Origin of the sequence: Geobacillus vulcani PSS1 (assembly GCF_000733845.1) — a bacterium.
GTDB lineage: Bacteria > Bacillota > Bacilli > Bacillales > Anoxybacillaceae > Geobacillus > Geobacillus vulcani.
This window is the reverse complement of the sequence record NZ_JPOI01000001.1, coordinates 907,501-927,252: the sequence shown is the minus strand read 5'-3', so window position 1 is coordinate 927,252 and position 19,752 is coordinate 907,501. Positions and strand designations below refer to the sequence as shown.

At 53.6% G+C, this 19,752-nt stretch carries 13 protein-coding genes, 2 tRNA genes, 4 rRNA genes, 1 other RNA gene and 1 other annotated feature (1 of these 21 only partly in view); of the genes, 18 read left to right on the top strand and 2 right to left on the bottom strand.

Annotated elements, in window-relative coordinates; translation table 11 throughout:
* The first annotated feature begins 33 nt into the window (after positions 1–33).
* The 5 genes from N685_RS0105075 to rrf all read left to right on the top strand — a co-directional run bounded on the left by N685_RS0105075 (position 34) and on the right by rrf (position 5,611).
* Positions 34–1,591 (top strand): 16S ribosomal RNA (locus tag N685_RS0105075).
* Between the two features lie 215 nt (positions 1,592–1,806).
* A tRNA-Ile gene (locus tag N685_RS0105070) sits at positions 1,807–1,880 on the top strand.
* 6 nt (positions 1,881–1,886) lie between these two features.
* A tRNA-Ala gene (locus tag N685_RS0105065) sits at positions 1,887–1,962 on the top strand.
* Positions 1,963–2,042: 80 nt separating this feature from the next.
* Positions 2,043–4,971, top strand: a 23S ribosomal RNA gene (locus N685_RS0105060).
* Positions 4,972–5,494: 523 nt separating this feature from the next.
* Positions 5,495–5,611 (top strand): 5S ribosomal RNA (rrf, locus tag N685_RS0105055).
* The 16S, 23S and 5S rRNA genes sit together here with 2 tRNA genes alongside, the layout of an rRNA operon.
* A 44-nt stretch (positions 5,612–5,655) precedes the next feature.
* Here the strand turns inward: rrf and N685_RS0105050 are convergent.
* Positions 5,656–6,633: a YaaC family protein gene (locus N685_RS0105050; protein ID WP_031406387.1), complete on the bottom strand. Its 978-nt coding sequence runs from the start codon at positions 6,631–6,633 to the stop codon at positions 5,656–5,658.
* A gap of 126 nt (positions 6,634–6,759) precedes the next feature.
* On the opposite strand from N685_RS0105050, the gene guaB reads away from it, so the two are divergent.
* The 5 genes from guaB to serS all read left to right on the top strand — a co-directional run bounded on the left by guaB (position 6,760) and on the right by serS (position 12,873).
* Positions 6,760–8,226, top strand: a complete 1,467-nt coding sequence (gene guaB, locus N685_RS0105045) for an IMP dehydrogenase (protein WP_011229525.1) — start codon at positions 6,760–6,762, stop codon at positions 8,224–8,226.
* Positions 8,227–8,330: 104 nt separating this feature from the next.
* The gene (locus N685_RS0105040; RefSeq protein WP_031406384.1) at positions 8,331–9,689 is read left to right on the top strand and encodes a serine hydrolase; all 1,359 of its coding nucleotides are present in this window, start codon (positions 8,331–8,333) and stop codon (positions 9,687–9,689) included.
* Positions 9,690–9,823: 134 nt separating this feature from the next.
* On the top strand, positions 9,824–10,708 hold the full coding sequence (gene pdxS / locus N685_RS0105035; protein ID WP_031406382.1) for a pyridoxal 5'-phosphate synthase lyase subunit PdxS: 885 nt from the start codon (positions 9,824–9,826) through the stop codon (positions 10,706–10,708).
* Between the two features lie 24 nt (positions 10,709–10,732).
* The gene (pdxT, locus tag N685_RS0105030) at positions 10,733–11,320 is read left to right on the top strand and encodes a pyridoxal 5'-phosphate synthase glutaminase subunit PdxT (RefSeq protein WP_031406380.1); all 588 of its coding nucleotides are present in this window, start codon (positions 10,733–10,735) and stop codon (positions 11,318–11,320) included.
* A 4-nt stretch (positions 11,321–11,324) separates the two neighbouring features.
* Positions 11,325–11,544 (top strand) — a binding site (T-box leader).
* 54 nt (positions 11,545–11,598) lie between these two features.
* Positions 11,599–12,873 carry a serine--tRNA ligase gene (gene serS / locus N685_RS0105025; RefSeq protein WP_031406378.1) on the top strand — a complete coding sequence of 425 codons (1,275 nt, stop codon included), beginning with the start codon at positions 11,599–11,601 and terminating at the stop codon, positions 12,871–12,873.
* Positions 12,874–13,093: 220 nt separating this feature from the next.
* Here the strand turns inward: serS and N685_RS0105020 are convergent, their stop codons facing one another.
* A complete protein-coding gene (locus N685_RS0105020) occupies positions 13,094–14,380 on the bottom strand; it encodes a LysM peptidoglycan-binding domain-containing protein (protein ID WP_031406376.1) in 1,287 nt (428 codons plus the stop codon).
* A gap of 85 nt (positions 14,381–14,465) precedes the next feature.
* Between N685_RS0105020 and tadA the strand changes: the two genes are divergently transcribed.
* From tadA to N685_RS0104985, 8 genes are all read left to right on the top strand, one after another.
* Positions 14,466–14,963, top strand: coding sequence for a tRNA adenosine(34) deaminase TadA (gene tadA, locus N685_RS0105015; protein ID WP_031406373.1), 498 nt, complete (start codon positions 14,466–14,468; stop codon positions 14,961–14,963).
* A gap of 38 nt (positions 14,964–15,001) precedes the next feature.
* An RNA gene (ffs, locus tag N685_RS18870) (signal recognition particle sRNA large type) lies at positions 15,002–15,266 on the top strand.
* Positions 15,267–15,384: 118 nt separating this feature from the next.
* Positions 15,385–17,064 (top strand): DNA polymerase III subunit gamma/tau, encoded by a 1,680-nt coding sequence (gene dnaX / locus N685_RS0105010; protein ID WP_031406372.1) that lies wholly within the window; start codon positions 15,385–15,387, stop codon positions 17,062–17,064.
* A gap of 26 nt (positions 17,065–17,090) precedes the next feature.
* Positions 17,091–17,414, top strand: a complete 324-nt coding sequence (locus N685_RS0105005) for a YbaB/EbfC family nucleoid-associated protein (protein WP_020279743.1) — start codon at positions 17,091–17,093, stop codon at positions 17,412–17,414.
* 9 nt (positions 17,415–17,423) lie between these two features.
* Positions 17,424–18,020 (top strand): recombination mediator RecR, encoded by a 597-nt coding sequence (recR, locus tag N685_RS0105000; RefSeq protein WP_031406369.1) that lies wholly within the window; start codon positions 17,424–17,426, stop codon positions 18,018–18,020.
* 23 nt (positions 18,021–18,043) lie between these two features.
* Entirely contained in the window at positions 18,044–18,268 is a 225-nt protein-coding gene (locus N685_RS0104995) for a YaaL family protein (protein ID WP_031406366.1), read from the top strand.
* A 78-nt stretch (positions 18,269–18,346) separates the two neighbouring features.
* Positions 18,347–18,610, top strand: coding sequence for a pro-sigmaK processing inhibitor BofA family protein (locus N685_RS0104990; RefSeq protein WP_031406364.1), 264 nt, complete (start codon positions 18,347–18,349; stop codon positions 18,608–18,610).
* 321 nt (positions 18,611–18,931) lie between these two features.
* Positions 18,932–19,752 (top strand): 16S ribosomal RNA (locus tag N685_RS0104985) (it continues 737 nt past the right edge of the window).

The following is a 19,752-nucleotide window of genomic DNA, read 5'->3' as shown; positions in this document are numbered from 1 at the left end:
CGGCGAGCCGAAGCGGAATTAGCCAATCAACTTTCTTTGGAGAGTTTGATCCTGGCTCAGGACGAACGCTGGCGGCGTGCCTAATACATGCAAGTCGAGCGGACCGGATCGGAGCTTGCTCTGGTTTGGTCAGCGGCGGACGGGTGAGTAACACGTGGGCAACCTGCCCGCAAGACCGGGATAACTCCGGGAAACCGGGGCTAATACCGGATAACACCGAAGACCGCATGGTTTTTGGTTGAAAGGCGGCCTTTGGCTGTCACTTGCGGATGGGCCCGCGGCGCATTAGCTAGTTGGTGAGGTAACGGCTCACCAAGGCGACGATGCGTAGCCGGCCTGAGAGGGTGACCGGCCACACTGGGACTGAGACACGGCCCAGACTCCTACGGGAGGCAGCAGTAGGGAATCTTCCGCAATGGGCGAAAGCCTGACGGAGCGACGCCGCGTGAGCGAAGAAGGCCTTCGGGTCGTAAAGCTCTGTTGTGAGGGACGAAGGAGCGCCGTTCGAAGAGGGCGGCGCGGTGACGGTACCTCACGAGAAAGCCCCGGCTAACTACGTGCCAGCAGCCGCGGTAATACGTAGGGGGCGAGCGTTGTCCGGAATTATTGGGCGTAAAGCGCGCGCAGGCGGTTCCTTAAGTCTGATGTGAAAGCCCACGGCTCAACCGTGGAGGGTCATTGGAAACTGGGGGACTTGAGTGCAGGAGAGGAGAGCGGAATTCCACGTGTAGCGGTGAAATGCGTAGAGATGTGGAGGAACACCAGTGGCGAAGGCGGCTCTCTGGCCTGCAACTGACGCTGAGGCGCGAAAGCGTGGGGAGCAAACAGGATTAGATACCCTGGTAGTCCACGCCGTAAACGATGAGTGCTAAGTGTTAGAGGGGTCACACCCTTTAGTGCTGCAGCTAACGCGATAAGCACTCCGCCTGGGGAGTACGGCCGCAAGGCTGAAACTCAAAGGAATTGACGGGGGCCCGCACAAGCGGTGGAGCATGTGGTTTAATTCGAAGCAACGCGAAGAACCTTACCAGGTCTTGACATCCCCTGACAACCCAAGAGATTGGGCGTTCCCCCTTCGGGGGGACAGGGTGACAGGTGGTGCATGGTTGTCGTCAGCTCGTGTCGTGAGATGTTGGGTTAAGTCCCGCAACGAGCGCAACCCTCGCCTCTAGTTGCCAGCACGGAGGTGGGCACTCTAGAGGGACTGCCGGCGACAAGTCGGAGGAAGGTGGGGATGACGTCAAATCATCATGCCCCTTATGACCTGGGCTACACACGTGCTACAATGGGCGGTACAAAGGGCTGCGAACCCGCGAGGGGGAGCGAATCCCAAAAAGCCGCTCTCAGTTCGGATTGCAGGCTGCAACTCGCCTGCATGAAGCCGGAATCGCTAGTAATCGCGGATCAGCATGCCGCGGTGAATACGTTCCCGGGCCTTGTACACACCGCCCGTCACACCACGAGAGCTTGCAACACCCGAAGTCGGTGAGGTAACCCTTACGGGAGCCAGCCGCCGAAGGTGGGGCAAGTGATTGGGGTGAAGTCGTAACAAGGTAGCCGTACCGGAAGGTGCGGCTGGATCACCTCCTTTCTAAGGATGTTATTGACAAAACCGAATGGTTTGATTATAATGACGCTTGCCGTTTTGTTTAGTTTTGAGGGAACTTGTCTTTTCTGGCTGTTTTGCGCCTGCGAGCAGATTCGGAGAAGTCGAGATTCCTCGGTGCAAGGCTGCAAAGAAATGGATTCAATGCAGCGGCCTTGTTTCGTTTGGAGGGAACGTATCGTTCCTTGTGAGGAGTATATGGGCCTATAGCTCAGCTGGTCAGAGCGCACGCCTGATAAGCGTGAGGTCGGTGGTTCAAGTCCACTTAGGCCCATTGGATGGGGCCTTAGCTCAGCTGGGAGAGCGCCTGCTTTGCAAGCAGGAGGTCATCGGTTCGATCCCGATAGGCTCCACCATCTCGTTGTTTCCTCAACTAAAAATCGTTCCTTGAAAACTAGATAACCGGAAACGCAAAGGAAGAAGCCGAGACGCTGTAGGTTAAGCTAGAAAGGGCGCACGGTGGATGCCTTGGCACTAGGAGCCGATGAAGGACGGGGCAAACGCCGAAACGCTCCGGGGAGCTGTAAGCAAGCGTGGATCCGGAGATGTCCGAATGGGGGAACCCACTGTCCGTAATGGGGCAGTATCCATGCCTGAATCCATAGGGCATGGAGGGCACACCCGGGGAACTGAAACATCTTAGTACCCGGAGGAGAAGAAAGCAAACGCGATTCCCTGAGTAGCGGCGAGCGAAACGGGAACAGCCCAAACCAAGAGGCGAGTCCTCTTGGGGTTGTAGGACCGCTCATGATGGGAGTGAGAAAGGAACGGGGTAGACGAACCGGTCTGGAACGGCCGGCCAGAGAAGGTGAGAGCCCTGTAGTCGAAACTTCGTTCCCTCCCGAGCGGATCCTGAGTACGGCGGGACACGAGGAATCCCGTCGGAAGCAGGGAGGACCATCTCCCAAGGCTAAATACTCCCTAGTGACCGATAGTGCACCAGTACCGTGAGGGAAAGGTGAAAAGCACCCCGGGAGGGGAGTGAAAGAGAACCTGAAACCGTGTGCCTACAAGTAGTCAGAGCCCGTTGATGGGTGATGGCGTGCCTTTTGTAGAATGAACCGGCGAGTGACGATGGCGTGCGAGGTTAAGCCGAAGAGGCGGAGCCGCAGCGAAAGCGAGTCTGAACAGGGCGCGAAGTACGTCGTCGTCGACCCGAAACCAGGTGATCTACCCATGTCCAGGGTGAAGGCCGGGTAACACCGGCTGGAGGCCCGAACCCACGCACGTTGAAAAGTGCGGGGATGAGGTGTGGGTAGGGGTGAAATGCCAATCGAACTTGGAGATAGCTGGTTCTCCCCGAAATAGCTTTAGGGCTAGCCTCGGGTTTAAGAGTCTTGGAGGTAGAGCACTGATTGGGCTAGGGGCCCTCATCGGGTTACCGAACCCAGTCAAACTCCGAATGCCAAGGACTTATGCCCGGGAGTCAGACTGCGAGTGATAAGATCCGTGGTCGAGAGGGGAACAGCCCAGACCGCCAGCTAAGGCCCCGAAGTGCACGTTCAGTGGAAAAGGATGTGGAGTTGCCGAGACAACCAGGATGTTGGCTTAGAAGCAGCCACCATTTAAAGAGTGCGTAATAGCTCACTGGTCGAGTGACTCTGCGCCGAAAATGTACCGGGGCTAAACGTGCCGCCGAAGCTGCGGGATGACCGTTGGTCATCGGTAGGGGAGCGTTCTAAGGGCAGAGAAGCCAGACCGGAAGGACTGGTGGAGCGCTTAGAAGTGAGAATGCCGGTATGAGTAGCGAAAACAGAGGTGAGAATCCTCTGCGCCGAAAGCCTAAGGGTTCCTGAGGAAGGTTCGTCCGCTCAGGGTTAGTCGGGACCTAAGCCGAGGCCGAAAGGCGTAGGTGATGGGCAACAGGTCGAGATTCCTGTACCACCTCCTTCCCGTTTGAGCGATGGGGGGACGCAGGAGGATAGGGCGAGCAGGCGGCTGGAAGAGCCTGTCCAAGCAGTGAGGCTGGCCAGCAGGCAAATCCGCTGGCCGTAAGGCCAAGCTGTGATGGCGACGGAGTCATCCGGAAGTCCCTGATTCCACACTGCCAAGAAAAGCCTCTAGCGAGGGAAGAGGTGCCCGTACCGCAAACCGACACAGGTAGGCGAGGAGAGAATCCTAAGGCGCGCGGGAGAACTCTCGTTAAGGAACTCGGCAAAATGACCCCGTAACTTCGGGAGAAGGGGTGCTCTTTGGGGTGAGGAGCCCTGAAGAGCCGCAGTGAAAAGGCCCAAGCGACTGTTTATCAAAAACACAGGTCTCTGCGAAGCCGAAAGGCGACGTATAGGGGCTGACACCTGCCCGGTGCTGGAAGGTTAAGGGGAGTGCTTAGCGGAAGCGAAGGTGCGAACCGAAGCCCCAGTAAACGGCGGCCGTAACTATAACGGTCCTAAGGTAGCGAAATTCCTTGTCGGGTAAGTTCCGACCCGCACGAAAGGTGTAACGACTTGGGCGCTGTCTCAACGAGAGACCCGGTGAAATTATACTACCTGTGAAGATGCAGGTTACCCGCGACAGGACGGAAAGACCCCGTGGAGCTTTACTGCAGCCTGATATGGAATTTTGGTATCGCTTGTACAGGATAGGTGGGAGCCGGGGAAGCCGGAGCGCCAGCTTCGGTGGAGGCGACGGTGGGATACCACCCTGGCGGTATTGAAATTCTAACCCGCACCCCTGAGCGGGGTGGGAGACAGTGTCAGGTGGGCAGTTTGACTGGGGCGGTCGCCTCCCAAAAGGTAACGGAGGCGCCCAAAGGTTCCCTCAGAATGGTTGGAAATCATTCGGAGAGTGCAAAGGCACAAGGGAGCTTGACTGCGAGACGGACAGGTCGAGCAGGGACGAAAGTCGGGCTTAGTGATCCGGTGGTTCCGCATGGAAGGGCCATCGCTCAACGGATAAAAGCTACCCCGGGGATAACAGGCTGATCTCCCCCAAGAGTCCACATCGACGGGGAGGTTTGGCACCTCGATGTCGGCTCATCGCATCCTGGGGCTGAAGTCGGTCCCAAGGGTTGGGCTGTTCGCCCATTAAAGCGGTACGCGAGCTGGGTTCAGAACGTCGTGAGACAGTTCGGTCCCTATCCGTCGCGGGCGCAGGAAATTTGAGAGGAGCTGTCCTTAGTACGAGAGGACCGGGATGGACGCACCGCTGGTGTACCAGTTGTCCCGCCAGGGGCACCGCTGGGTAGCTATGTGCGGACGGGATAAGCGCTGAAAGCATCTAAGCGTGAAGCCCCCCTCAAGATGAGATTTCCCACCGCCAAAAGCGGGTAAGATCCCTCGAAGATGACGAGGTCGATAGGTCCGAGGTGGAAGCGTGGCGACACGTGGAGCTGACGGATACTAATCGATCGAGGGCTTAACCTAGAAAAGTGGAAGCGCCGCGTTTCGCTCTCGAAGCCAAATGTTCTTCACCCGCAGGGGCGCTCGCGCCCCGAGGGGGAAGGTTATTTGGCAGAAGAGAGCTAGGCGCTGGAACTGGACAATAGAAAAGCGCAGGCGAGCGGTTCGCCGCGACGGGCAAATGTTCTTCGCCCGCAGGGGTGCTTGCACCCCGAGGGAGAAGGTTATTTGACCCCGAGCGGAGGCGAGCCGGAGCTAGACAGTGCGAAAAGCGGAGGCCGCCTGCCTATCGGCGAAACGCGCTGGAGGGCCTGCGAGGAGGCTCGAACCAAGCAAAGCTTGGTTCTGCGTGGGTGGTGCCACAGGAGCGTATGCAATGTGTTGCCGCCGCAGCAGGACCGAAGCGTCGCGAGCCGATGGCGGCCGGAGCTAGACAGTACGAAGCGCGGCTTCTTCCGACGGTTATCTAGTTTTGAAGGAATGAACTTCCTTCTTGACATTGTTTATTTTTCGAGTATAATAAATGATGTCATAATCCAAATGCTTGCCTAGTGGCTATGGCGGAGGGGAAACACCCGTTCCCATCCCGAACACGGAAGTTAAGCCCTCCAGCGCCGATGGTAGTTGGGGCCAGCGCCCCTGCAAGAGTAGGTCGCTGCTAGGCGAAAATCCCCTGCTGTGTACACAGCAGGGGATTTTTGATTTGATTCAATCCAAAAATTTCCGCATTAAGTATTCATTAAGCAACAACGGAACTTTTTCCGCCGACACGGAGAGAAACTCGAGAATAAACGTGTATGCCTTGCTTGGGTAAGAATGGAGAAGTTCGCTCCACCATTCCGTCTCATAGCGCGAAATCATGCTCAAGTTATACAGCAACAAGTAATGGGCATGTATTTCTGGAAGTGAGAATGTTTTTTCTTTCTTGACAGGAATTCGGAGCGTACCGTCAAGATGAAATAAAAATGGTCCCTCTCCGGCTGGTGACAGCGGCGATTCTATATGAAAATACAGAAATTCCCCTTCTTCTTTGGCGAACGAAAGCCGCTTTCCTTGTCCTTCTTCACGGAGATATTGGACAAAGCGGGATAGCGACATATGGTAGTGATCCAAAATCACTTTTGGGATGGCGAGCATCGGCGGCGAAGCGGTATGTACAACAGGCAAGGATAACGTTTTTTTTCGCCCGCTTAGAAGAAAAAACGTTTCATGCAGTTCGCCAATTCGTTGCAACAGCGCGCCCATGCGAAATTTTTCCCCAGCTTCTTGTTTCACATGAAACATTTTTTCAGAAAAATGTGTGAATAAACCGTTTTTTTGTATTTTCACTTCATCATCTAAAAATTCGTAGCCCTGTTTTTTTCGTTTTCTTGCTGATACACCATGAGCCAAGACCGATGTCGATTCTGGGTAGTCAGGGTCGACAGTGAGAAGGCATGCTTTTAAGAGCTGCACCATGCCGTAAAACAAGAGAACGGGCTTGATGGACAGCGGCGCCTGTTGGGCAGCGGCGTAAAAGTTTTGCCCATGTTCCAAGTAATATAAGAATGGGTAACAGTTTGCATAACTGCGTTGGACGGCGTCATCTCGCCGCAGCTGTTGATAGCATTGCCGCAAAAATTCCTGCGCAGTATCGGCCGAGCGGAAAACAGAAAGGTGAAACGGTTGACCGTGATTTCCGAACATTTTTACCCCCCTTACATAGAAATTGTTTTTAAATAACTGAAAAGTTGGACATTTTCTCGATTCCTTGACAGTAGTTTAACCAGTTGTTAAGCTACTAATAATATTTCCGGACAAGGGGGAGAAAACATGTGGGAAGCGAAATTCGCCAAGGAAGGATTGACGTTTGATGATGTTCTTCTCATCCCAGCAAAGTCGGATGTATTGCCGCGCGATGTTGATGTAACGACCAAGTTGAGCGATACGCTGCAGTTGAACATCCCGATTCTCAGCGCCGGGATGGATACGGTCACCGAAGCGGAGATGGCGATTGCGATGGCGCGTCAGGGAGGCCTTGGCATCATTCACAAAAATATGTCGATCGAACAGCAAGCTGAGCAGGTTGACAAGGTGAAACGGTCGGAACGAGGCGTCATTACGGATCCGTTTTTCCTAACGCCGGATCATCAAGTGTATGATGCGGAACATTTAATGAGCAAATATCGGATCTCGGGGGTGCCGATCGTCAACAACCCCGAGGAGCAAAAATTGGTCGGCATTATTACGAACCGTGACCTACGTTTCATTCAAGACTATTCGATTAAAATTTCCGAGGTAATGACGAAGGAAAACTTGATCACTGCTCCAGTGGGGACAACGTTGGAGGAAGCAGAGAAAATTTTGCAACGACACAAGGTCGAAAAACTGCCTCTTGTTGATGAAAACGGTGTGTTGAAAGGATTAATTACGATCAAGGATATCGAAAAGGTCATTGAATTTCCGAATTCAGCGAAGGACGCGAAGGGGCGTCTGATCGTCGGAGCGGCCGTCGGGGTGACGGCGGACACGATGATCCGTGTCAAAAAGCTTGTTGAGGCAGGGGTTGACGTCATTGTCGTCGATACGGCGCACGGCCATTCAAAAGGTGTCCTTGAAACGGTGGCCAACATCCGACGCCAATACCCGGACTTGAACATCATCGCTGGCAATGTCGCGACAGCTGAAGGGACGCGCGACTTGATTGAGGCTGGGGCGAACATTATTAAAGTCGGAATCGGTCCTGGGTCCATCTGCACGACCCGGGTTGTCGCCGGGGTTGGAGTGCCGCAAATTACGGCGATCTACGACTGTGCGACTGAAGCGCGCAAACATGGTGTCCCGATTATCGCTGATGGCGGGATCAAATACTCCGGCGACATTGTGAAGGCGATCGCGGCTGGGGCGCATGCGGTGATGCTCGGCAGCTTGCTCGCTGGCGTCTCCGAGAGCCCAGGTGAAACAGAAATTTACCAAGGCCGCCGCTTTAAGGTGTACCGGGGCATGGGATCGGTCGCAGCCATGGAACGCGGCAGCAAAGACCGCTATTTCCAAGAGGATGCGAAAAAGTTCGTTCCAGAAGGCATCGAAGGGCGAGTGCCGTACAAAGGACCGCTTGCTGACACTATTTATCAGCTCGTTGGCGGGCTTCGTGCCGGCATGGGCTATTGTGGAACACGCAATTTGGAAGAGCTGCGCGAAAAAACGCAGTTTATCCGCATGACGAGCGCGGGGCTTCGTGAAAGCCATCCGCATGACGTGCAAATTACGAAGGAAGCACCGAACTACTCTGCGTTTTGATCGGAGTTGCGCCCATTGGTTCAATTTTGACGGAGACATGTCCTCCGTCTATTTTTTTGGCCGGCGGTATGTTACAATAACGGTTGTGTGAGGAGGGTGTCATTGTGAGGAGGAGAAAACAAAACTGGTTGTTTTGGTTGCTGTCGATTTGCCTTTGTTTGACGTTTGGGCCGTTTCAACAGACGGTGAAAGCGGAGAGCGCCCCGCTTGACATCCGGGCGGATGCGGCGATTTTAGTGGATGCGCAAACGGGAAGAATTTTGTATGAAAAAAATATTGATACCGTGCTCGGGATTGCCAGCATGACGAAAATGATGACCGAGTATTTGCTTCTTGACGCCATTAAGGCGAAGCGCGTCAAGTGGGATCAAACGTACACGCCAAGCGATTACGTGTACCGGCTGTCGCAAGACCGGGCGTTGTCCAATGTCCCGTTGCGCAAAGATGGCAAATATACGGTGCGCGAACTGTACGAGGCTATGGCCATTTATTCGGCGAACGGGGCAACGGTCGCGATTGCTGAGATCATCGCTGGGTCAGAGAAAAATTTTGTAAAAATGATGAACGACAAAGCGAAGGAACTCGGACTGAAAGATTATAAATTTGTCAACGCAACTGGGTTAAGCAATGAGGATTTAAAAGGATTTCATCCGGAAGGGACAAGCACAAACGAGGAAAACGTCATGTCGGCACGATCGATGGCGATGCTTGCCTACCGATTGCTGAAAGATCACCCCGAGGTGCTGAAGACGGCAAGCATTCCTCATAAAATGTTCCGAGAAGGAACGAACGATGAGATCAAAATGGACAACTGGAATTGGATGCTGCCTGGGCTTGTGTACGGATATGAAGGCGTAGACGGGTTGAAAACCGGCTACACGGAATTTGCCGGCAACTGTTTTACCGGGACGGCGAAACGAAACGGCGTCCGCTTGATTTCAGTTGTCATGAACGCGAAAGATGCGAGCGGGAAAACAACAAAAGAGGCGCGCTTTAAAGAGACAGAAAAACTATTTAACTATGGATTCAACCAATACTCCCTCGAGACGCTTTATCCGAAAGGGTACCAGCTGAAAGGAAAAGAAACACTTCCGGTCGTGAAAGGGAAAGAAAAAGAGGTTCGTGTCGCGACAGGAAAGAATCTGGAGCTTCTTGTGAAAAACGGTGAGGAAAAACAATACAAACCTTTATATGTGTTGGATAAGAAAAAAATGACAAAAGAAGGAAAACTAGTCGCCCCTTTGAAGAAAGGGGAAACGGTTGGATATATGACGCTCGAGTATAAAGGGGACGACTCCCTTGCCTTCTTAAGCCCAGACATGCAAAAAAACATCCGTGTGCCGCTTGTCACAACAGCTGAAGTTGAAAAAGCCAATTGGTTTGTTCTTTCGATGCGCGCGGTCGGCGGATTGTTTGTTGATTTATGGACAAGCGTCGCCAAAACAGTGAAAAGCTGGCTGTAGAATCGACTTTCCTAGATGGGGAGCTTTTTTCCATTGTGATTTTTGTAAAAATTGAGGTAAAATAAAACAGAATCGCAATGATCATCTTGTACAAATGTTGTCCACTATCAAGATAGGAATAGGGGGAATCAACGTTGGCATTGACAGGGACGGACCGCGTCAAACGCGGCATGGCGGAAATGCAAAAAGGCGGCGTCATCATGGACGTCGTGAATGCAGAACAGGCGAAAATCGCTGAAGCGGCAGGGGCTGTCGCGGTTATGGCGCTCGAGCGCGTCCCGGCGGACATTCGCGCCGCTGGCGGTGTCGCGCGCATGGCTGACCCGACGGTGATCGAAGAAGTGATGAACGCCGTTTCGATCCCAGTCATGGCAAAAGTGCGTATCGGCCACTATGTTGAGGCGCGTGTTTTAGAAGCGCTTGGCGTCGACTACATTGACGAAAGCGAAGTATTAACGCCGGCTGATGAAGAATTCCATATTGACAAACGGCAGTTTACCGTTCCGTTTGTGTGCGGTTGCCGCGACTTAGGGGAAGCGGCGCGTCGCATTGCAGAAGGGGCGTCGATGCTGCGGACGAAAGGAGAGCCGGGGACAGGCAACATTGTTGAGGCCGTGCGCCATATGCGCAAAGTGAACGCGCAAATTCGCAAAGTCGTCAACATGAGCGAAGATGAGCTTGTCGCTGAGGCGAAACAGCTCGGGGCTCCGGTTGAGGTGTTGCGTGAGATCAAGCGGCTTGGCCGCCTACCGGTTGTCAACTTTGCCGCCGGCGGTGTCGCGACACCGGCTGACGCAGCTTTGATGATGCATCTGGGCGCGGACGGCGTCTTCGTTGGATCGGGCATTTTCAAATCGGAAAATCCGGAAAAATACGCGCGCGCGATTGTAGAGGCGACGACCCATTATGAAGACTATGAGCTGATTGCCCATTTGTCGAAAGGACTGGGCGGCGCAATGCGCGGCATCGATGTCGCGACATTGCTTCCGGAGCATCGGATGCAAGAACGCGGCTGGTAATTTAGATAAAGGAGCAAAACAACGATGAAAATCGGTGTACTGGGACTGCAAGGAGCTGTGCGGGAGCATGTTCGCGCCATTGAGGCGTGCGGCGCCGAGGCGGTTGTCGTGAAAAAGCCGGAGCAGCTCGCTGAACTCGATGGGCTTGTGCTGCCAGGCGGCGAAAGCACGACGATGCGACGCCTGATTGACCGGTACGGACTCATGGAGCCGCTGAAGCAATTTGCCGCCGACGGCAAGCCGATGTTCGGCACGTGCGCGGGGCTCATTTTGCTGGCGAAACGAATCGTCGGTTACGACGAGCCGCACTTAGGTTTGATGGACATTACGGTGGAGCGGAACTCGTTCGGACGGCAGCGGGAAAGCTTTGAAGCGGAGCTGTCGATTAAAGGGGTCGGCGACGGGTTCGTCGGCGTCTTCATCCGTGCGCCGCACATCGTCGAGGTCGGAGACGGGGTCGATGTCCTCGCGACATACAACGACCGCATTGTCGCGGCTCGGCAAGGCCAATTTCTTGGCTGCTCGTTCCATCCCGAACTGACCGATGACCATCGGTTCATGCAATACTTCTTAAATATGGTCAAGGAAGCAAAAACGGTATCAAGCCTGTAATCATGTGAACGCGATGAGAGGAACTAGTAGCAGGCATCCCTCCTTTCAGAGAGCCGGTGGGTGGTGCGAACCGGCAGGAGGCGCCTGTGAATCCATCCTCGAGCAAAATGCTGAACACCTAAGCGGTCAGTAGGCGTTTTCGGCTGCCGCCGTTATCGGCATAAGTGGAAGGCATGATTAGCCTTCAATAAGGGTGGCACCGCGGGAACGCTCCCGTCCCTTTTTTGGGACGGGAGCGTTTTTATGTATAATAAATGGTGGGTAAGGAGGTAAAACAAATGCTGGATGTAAAATTACTGCGCACTCAATTTCAAGAGGTAAAAGAAAAGCTGATGCAGCGGGGCGGGGACTTGGCCAACATCGACCGGTTTGAGCAGCTCGACAAAGAACGCCGCCGCTTGATCGCGGAAGTCGAAGAGCTGAAAAGCAAGCGCAACGATGTGTCGCAACAAATCGCTGTCCTAAAGCGCGAGAAAAAGGACGCTGAGCTGCTGATTGCCCAAATGCGCGAAGTCGGCGACCGCATTAAACAGATGGACGAGCAAATTCGCGAGCTTGAAGCGGAACTCCACGATTTGTTGTTGTCGATTCCAAACGTGCCCCACGATTCCGTGCCGGTCGGTCAATCCGAAGAGGACAATGTGGAAGTGCGGAGATGGGGCGAGCCGCGCTCGTTTTCCTTTGAACCGAAGCCGCATTGGGAAATCGCTGATCAACTTGGTTTGCTCGACTTCGAGCGGGCCGCCAAAGTGGCAGGAAGCCGGTTTGTTTTTTACAAAGGGTTAGGGGCGCGGCTTGAGCGGGCGCTCATCAATTTTATGCTTGACATCCATCTTGATGAATTTGGTTACGAGGAGGTGTTGCCGCCATATTTAGTGAACCGGGCAAGCATGATCGGAACCGGACAGTTGCCGAAATTTGCTGAGGATGCGTTCCATTTGGACAGCGAAGATTATTTCCTCATTCCGACCGCTGAGGTGCCGGTGACGAACCTGCACCGCGACGAAATTTTGGCCGCCGATGATTTGCCGATTTACTATGCGGCCTACAGCGCCTGCTTCCGCGCGGAAGCCGGATCGGCCGGCCGCGACACGAGGGGGTTGATCCGCCAGCATCAGTTCAATAAAGTCGAGCTGGTAAAATTCGTAAAGCCAGAGGATTCGTACGATGAATTGGAAAAGCTGACACGCCAGGCAGAGACGGTTTTGCAACGGCTCGGGCTTCCGTACCGCGTTGTCGCCTTGTGCACCGGAGACCTTGGATTCTCGGCGGCGAAAACGTACGATATTGAAGTTTGGCTGCCAAGTTACGGAACGTACCGGGAAATTTCGTCGTGCAGCAACTTTGAGGCGTTTCAAGCGCGCCGTGCCAACATCCGCTTCCGTCGCGATCCAAAAGCGAAACCGGAGTACGTGCATACATTAAACGGCTCTGGACTGGCCATTGGACGGACGGTCGCCGCCATTTTGGAAAATTACCAGCAGGAAGATGGTTCGGTCATCGTCCCGGAAGCGCTTCGTCCGTACATGGGGAACCGGGACGTCATTCGCTGAGGAAAGGTGCTTGAGGTCAATCATTGGTTGACTTTTCCCGACTGCCGTGTTATAGTGAATGACGTTGGCAATGAGGAACAAGAAGTTTTGTTCTTGGCCAAAACGATGATGAAGAGGACTGACGCGCATAAGAGGAGATTGTCATCTGAAACGGTTGACCGCCGAAAGCCGTTTCCCATCATAAAAAACCCGCCATTGACCGGCGGGTTTTTTTATGCCCTTATTTTTTTACAACAGTAAACTGATCAGCGATCAGCAACCAGTTTTGTGGAAAATCAATACCAAGTTTCCAATAGCTGACGCCGCGCAAACCTAGTTCCTTCACAAGATTAAATTTTGCTTGAATGGAGCGGGCGTCCTCAAACCATACTTCATGCTCGCGTCCGTTTTCATCGCGATAGCGAAAATGCGGTGCCTGCGCCTCCGGATCGTATTCGATGGCAACGTTATACTTTGCAGCGAGGGCGATGGCTTGCTGCGGGCTGATGGCCTGGGCGTACGGGCCCCCGGGAACGTATGGCAGCGTCCAGTCGTAGCCATACAAGTTTTGTCCCATCAAGATTTTCCCAGCCGGCATTTCTGAGGTCGCGTACTCGAGGACGCGCCGAACAGGGCCGATCGGGGAAACCGGCATTGGCGGCCCGCCGCTGTAGCCCCATTCATACGTCATAATCACGACAAAGTCGACAATTTGTCCATGGGCGCGGTAGTCGTGTGCTTCGTACCAACGTCCGCGCTGGGTCGCGCTCGTTTTCGGCGCCAAGGCGGTCGACATCATCCATCCTTCTCGTTCAAACCGCCGTTTCGCTTTGCGCAAAAACGCGTTATATGCCTCACGGTCTTCCGGGCGCAAATATTCAAAATCAAAATGGATGTCGCGGAAGCCATACCGTTTAGCAGTCGCGACAATGTTGTCGAGCAGACGGTTTTGGAGCGTTTCGTTTGTTAAAATAAGCGCGCCGAGCTCATCGCTGAACTGCCCGTTTTCAATGTTGGCGACAACCATAACGAGCGTGACGCGGTTGGCGCGGGCGATGGCCGGAAAGTCGTCAAGCGGCGGCTCTTGCAATGTCGCGTCGCGTTGGATCGCAAAATAAAAAGGACTCAAATAGGTCAAATACGGAGCGGCTTCGCGAGCGCTCGCCTCTAGTGCTGGGCTGACCGTCGCGCCGCGTGGTTCAATGTAGGCGTTAAACTCCGCTCTTCGCTTGGCGCCGGGCGGTATATAAAGTCGTTGCCCAACCTTAAGCGGAGCGTTTAAGGAGAGGCGGTTTACTTCGGCAAGCCGCTGCATCGGGATCGAAAATCGGCGTGCAATCGACCATAACGTGTCGCCGCGTTGCACCCAGTAAAAACGACCGACGATCGGGATCACGAGCGCCTGGCCGACAACGAGTTTATCAGGGTTTGGGAGCTTGTTGGCCCGGACAATTTCTTCCGCCGTGGTCCCGTATGCCTCAGCAATTCCACTTAACGTTTGTCCACTCTGCACTACGTGGATTTGCATACTTGACCTCCTAGTTGCGTCTTTATTCTCCATATTCTATGATGAAAAGAAAGGAGAAATGACCGTTTGTGTGAAGGGGTATACGATGAACAACGACGAGTACTACATGCGATTGGCAATGGAAGAAGCAAAAAAAGCGGAGCAGATCGGCGAAGTACCGATCGGCGCTGTCATCGTTCAGGACGGCCGCGTCATCGCCCGCGCTCATAATTTGCGGGAAACGGAACAACGAGCCATCGCTCATGCAGAAATTTTGGCGATTGATGAAGCATGCCGGGCAACCGGTTCATGGCGGCTTGAGCGGGCGACGTTGTACGTAACGCTTGAGCCGTGCGCCATGTGCGCAGGCGCCATTGTTCTTTCCCGCATCGAACGGGTCGTGTTTGGCGCGTTTGACCCAAAGGGAGGGTGCGCTGGGACATTGATGAACTTATTGCAGGAAAGCCGATTTAACCATCAGGCTGAGGTGGTAAGCGGCGTGCTTGCTGACGAGTGCGGTTCGCTGTTGAGCCAATTTTTTCGACGATTGCGCGAACAGAAGAGAAATGTTGGCGGGAGTGCCAACGAAAATTCCGTCGATTGACATTGCATTTTTTCCGCAAACGAGCTATACTGATAGTGCCGTGCTAAGCGGGGAGGTAGCGGTGCCCTGTACTCGCAATCCGCTCTAGCGAGGCTGAATTCCTTCTCGAGGTTAGTCTGTTGCGAGGCCTGTCTCAAGCAAGTGGTGTTGACGTCTGGGTCCCGCGCAATGGGATTCCGTGAACCCTGTCAGGTCCGGAAGGAAGCAGCAGTAAGCGGATGCTCCCATGTGCCGCGGGGACGCCTGGGCTGAGCTAACTGCTTGAGCAACGCTCGGGGCAGCTAATCGACAGAAGGTGCACGGCCCTACATAGCGATAAGGAAACAAAACCCACTCATGGCGAGTGGGTTTTTTATTATTTTAAATTACAATCGGAAGTTATATAATAGATAGGACGAGAGAAAGAGGAGGGCCGTTTTCCGTGGCATACCAAGCGTTATATCGCGTGTTTCGGCCGCAGCGCTTTGCAGACATGGTCGGCCAGGAACACGTGACCAAGACGTTGCAAAGCGCCCTGCTTCAACATAAAATATCGCACGCTTACTTATTTTCCGGCCCGCGCGGTACAGGAAAAACGAGCGCAGCGAAAATATTCGCCAAGGCGGTCAACTGTGAACAGGCGCCAGCGGCGGAGCCATGCAATGAGTGTTCGGCTTGCCTCGGCATTACGAATGGAACGGTTCCCGATGTGTTAGAAATTGACGCTGCTTCCAACAACCGCGTCGATGAAATTCGTGATATCCGTGAGAAGGTGAAGTTTGCGCCGACGTCGGCCCGCTACAAAGTGTACATCATCGACGAGGTGCATATGCTGTCGATCGGAGCGTTTAACGCGCTGTTGAAAACGTTGGAGGAGCCGCCGAAACACGTCATTTTCATTTTGGCCACGACCGAGCCGCACAAAATTCCGGCGACGATTATTTCCCGCTGTCAACGGTTCGATTTTCGCCGCATCCCGCTTCCGGCGATCGTTTCACGGCTAAAGTATGTAGCAAGCGCCCAAGGTGTCGAGGCGTCCGATGAGGCATTGTCCGCCATCGCCCGTGCTGCAGACGGAGGGATGCGCGATGCGCTCAGCTTGCTTGACCAAGCCATTTCGTTCAGCGACGGAAAGCTGGAGCTCGACGACGTGCTGGCGATGACCGGGGCCGCATCATTTGCCGCCTTATCGAGCTTCATCGAAGCCATCCACCGCAAAGATACAGCGGCGGTTCTTCAGCAGTTGGAAACGATGATGGCACAAGGGAAAGATCCGCATCGTTTGGTTGAAGACTTGATTTTGTACTATCGCGATTTATTGCTGTACAAAACCGCTCCCTATGTGGAGGGAGCGATTCAAATTGCTGTTGTTGACGAAGCGTTCACTTCACTGTCGGAAATGATCCCGGTTTCCCATTTATACGAGGCCATCGAGTTGCTGAACAAAAGCCAGCAAGAGATGAAGTGGACAAACCATCCGCGCCTTCTGTTGGAAGTGGCGCTTGTGAGGCTTTGCCACCCATCAGCCGCCGCGCCGTCGCTGTCCGCTTCCGAGTTGGAACCGTTGGTAAAGCGGATCGAAACGCTGGAGGCGGAATTGCGTCGCCTGAAGGAACAACCGCCTGCCCTTCCGTCGGCCGCCGCGCCGGTGAAAAAATCGCCCAAATCGACAAAAACGGGGGGATATAAAGCGCCGATCGGCCGCATTTACGAGTTGTTGAAACAGGCGACGCATGAAGATTTGGCTTTGGTAAAAGGATGCTGGGCGGATGTACTCGATACGTTGAAACGACAGCATAAAGTGTCGCATGCCGCCTTGTTGCAAGAGAGCGAGCCGGTTGCAGCGAGCGCCTCAGCGTTTGTGTTAAAATTCAAATACGAAATCCACTGCAAAATGGCGACCGATCCCACAAGCTCGGTCAAAGAAAACGTCGAAGCGATTTTATTTGAGCTGACAAACCGCCGCTTTGAAATGGTAGCCATTCCGGAGGAGGAATGGGGAAAAATAAGAGAAGAGTTCATCCGGAATAAGGACGCAAAGGCGGAAAAAAGCGAAGAAGATCCGTTCATCGCCGAAGCGAAGCGGCTGTTTGGCGAAGAGCTGATCGAAATCAAAGAATAAACCGTTTAAAGGAGGATGCCAAGATGATGCGTGGCGGAATGGGAAATATGCAAAAAATGTTAAAACAAATGCAAAAAATGCAAAAAGAAATGCAAAAAGCGCAGGAAGAGCTGGCGGAAAAAACGGTGGAAGGCACGGCGGGCGGCGGCATGGTGACCGTTGTCGCTAATGGTCATAAACAAATTTTGGAAGTTAAAATTAAAGAGGAAGTCGTCGACCCAGACGATATTGAAATGCTGCAAGATTTGATTTTGGCGGCGACAAACGATGCGTTGAAAAAAGCGGATGAGTTGGCTAATGAAATGATGGGGCAGTTTACGAAAGGACTTAACATTCCAGGGTTGTTCTAGGGGGAACGTATGCATTATCCAGAACCGTTATCGAAGTTGATTGACAGCTTTATGAAACTGCCCGGCATCGGCCCGAAAACGGCTGCCCGCCTTGCATTTCATGTGCTGGCGATGAAAGAAGACACCGTGCTTGCGTTTGCCAAAGCGCTCGTTGATGTCAAGCGGCATATTCATTATTGCACGATTTGCGGGCATATTACAGATACAGACCCTTGCTACATCTGCAAAGACGAGCGGCGCGACCGAGCGACGATTTGCGTTGTTCAGGATCCGAAAGATGTCATCGCCATGGAGAGGATGAAAGAATACAACGGACTGTATCACGTGTTGCACGGGGCCATCTCGCCGATGGAAGGCATCGGCCCGGAAGATATTAAAATCGCCGAGCTGCTCACGCGATTGCAAGATGAGACGATCCAAGAGGTCATTTTAGCGACCGACCCGAACATTGAGGGAGAGGCAACGGCGATGTACATCTCCCGCCTGTTGAAGCCGACAGGAATCAAAGTCACCCGCATCGCCCATGGCTTGCCGGTCGGCGGCGACCTGGAGTATGCGGACGAAGTGACGTTATCAAAGGCGTTGGAAGGACGCCGTGAGCTATAGAGAGAAAGAAGGTGGGGATCGGTTTGTTATGGCGGCGAAAGGGGAAACTAAAGAGACAATTTGATGAAAAGTTAATGGCTGAACTGCAAAAGGCTAGAACTGAATGGCTTGAGCAGAAACAACTCATTGAAAAAAGTGTCGATCCGTCTCTGGAGGTGCTGAGCGCATTGCAACTCGCTGAGGCCAAATATTTTTTCCTCCTCCGCGAAGCGAAGCACCGCCGCATCACACTTAAGGAAGTGCGTTAACTTCCTTATTTTTTTGTTCTTTTTTCCCCTGTTTCTCATACGTTGGTAGTACGAGCATGCAAAAAGGGGGTTCAAACGTTGGAGCCGAAAGTCGTCATTACCGTGTTGCTGGCGCTTATCGCCGTTTTGCTGATTGTCGGCGCCCGCCTCAAAGCGCTTCGTCTGATTGGCTACGCTGCTATCCGTCTGATCGTCGGGGCGCTCGCGCTGTTTGTCATCAACGCCATCGGCGGGCATTTTAACATCCATATTCCGATTAACCTCGTCACCTCAATCGTTTGCGGATTTCTTGGCCTCCCTGGAGCGGCAGCGTTAATTGTGATTGACCAATATATTTTGTAGGCATCATGATTCAAGATGCCTTTTATTTTTTGTTTAAAATCTATTGACTTTTATATGATAATGCATTAGAATAATGAATGTCGCTGTTGATAAAAGGTGTGTTGACAGCCAAGCAAATGATATGTATAATAAGAAAAGTGTGAAAGGTAAACAAGCTCCTTGAAAACTAAACAAAACGCAAGCGTCATAAGAAAAGCTGAGGCGAGCGTTTTGCCGCGACGGGCAAATGTTCTTCACCCGCAGGGGTGCTTGCACCCCGAGGGGGGAAGGTTATTTGACCCTGAGCGGCGGCGGACCGAAGCGGAATTAGCCAATCAACTTTCTTTGGAGAGTTTGATCCTGGCTCAGGACGAACGCTGGCGGCGTGCCTAATACATGCAAGTCGAGCGGACCGGATCGGAGCTTGCTCTGGTTTGGTCAGCGGCGGACGGGTGAGTAACACGTGGGCAACCTGCCCGCAAGACCGGGATAACTCCGGGAAACCGGGGCTAATACCGGATAACACCGAAGACCGCATGGTTTTTGGTTGAAAGGCGGCCTTTGGCTGTCACTTGCGGATGGGCCCGCGGCGCATTAGCTAGTTGGTGAGGTAACGGCTCACCAAGGCGACGATGCGTAGCCGGCCTGAGAGGGTGACCGGCCACACTGGGACTGAGACACGGCCCAGACTCCTACGGGAGGCAGCAGTAGGGAATCTTCCGCAATGGGCGAAAGCCTGACGGAGCGACGCCGCGTGAGCGAAGAAGGCCTTCGGGTCGTAAAGCTCTGTTGTGAGGGACGAAGGAGCGCCGTTCGAAGAGGGCGGCGCGGTGACGGTACCTCACGAGAAAGCCCCGGCTAACTACGTGCCAGCAGCCGCGGTAATACGTAGGGGGCGAGCGTTGTCCGGAATTATTGGGCGTAAAGCGCGCGCAGGCGGTTCCTTAAGTCTGATGTGAAAGCCCACGGCTCAACCGTGGAGGGTCATTGGAAACTGGGGGACTTGAGTGCAGGAGAGGAGAGCGGAATTCCACGTGTAGCGGTGAAATGCGTAGAGATGTGGAGGAACACCAGTGGCGAAGGCGGCTCTCTGGCCTGCAACTGACGCTGAGGCGCGAAAGCGTGGGGAGCAAACAGGATTAGATACCCTGGTAGTCCACGCC

Excerpts from the sequence above, each read along its gene's own strand:
- recR (WP_031406369.1), top strand. The coding sequence starts at position 17,424 with ATGCATTATCCAGAACCGTTATCGAAGTTGATTGACAGCTTTATGAAA.
- N685_RS0105005 (WP_020279743.1), top strand. The coding sequence starts at position 17,091 with ATGCGTGGCGGAATGGGAAATATGCAAAAAATGTTAAAACAAATGCAA.
- pdxT (WP_031406380.1), top strand. The coding sequence starts at position 10,733 with ATGAAAATCGGTGTACTGGGACTGCAAGGAGCTGTGCGGGAGCATGTT.
- tadA (WP_031406373.1), top strand. The coding sequence starts at position 14,466 with ATGAACAACGACGAGTACTACATGCGATTGGCAATGGAAGAAGCAAAA.
- guaB (WP_011229525.1), top strand. The coding sequence starts at position 6,760 with ATGTGGGAAGCGAAATTCGCCAAGGAAGGATTGACGTTTGATGATGTT.
- serS (WP_031406378.1), top strand. The coding sequence starts at position 11,599 with ATGCTGGATGTAAAATTACTGCGCACTCAATTTCAAGAGGTAAAAGAA.
- N685_RS0105050 (WP_031406387.1), bottom strand. The coding sequence starts at position 6,633 with ATGTTCGGAAATCACGGTCAACCGTTTCACCTTTCTGTTTTCCGCTCG.
- N685_RS0105020 (WP_031406376.1), bottom strand. The coding sequence starts at position 14,380 with ATGCAAATCCACGTAGTGCAGAGTGGACAAACGTTAAGTGGAATTGCT.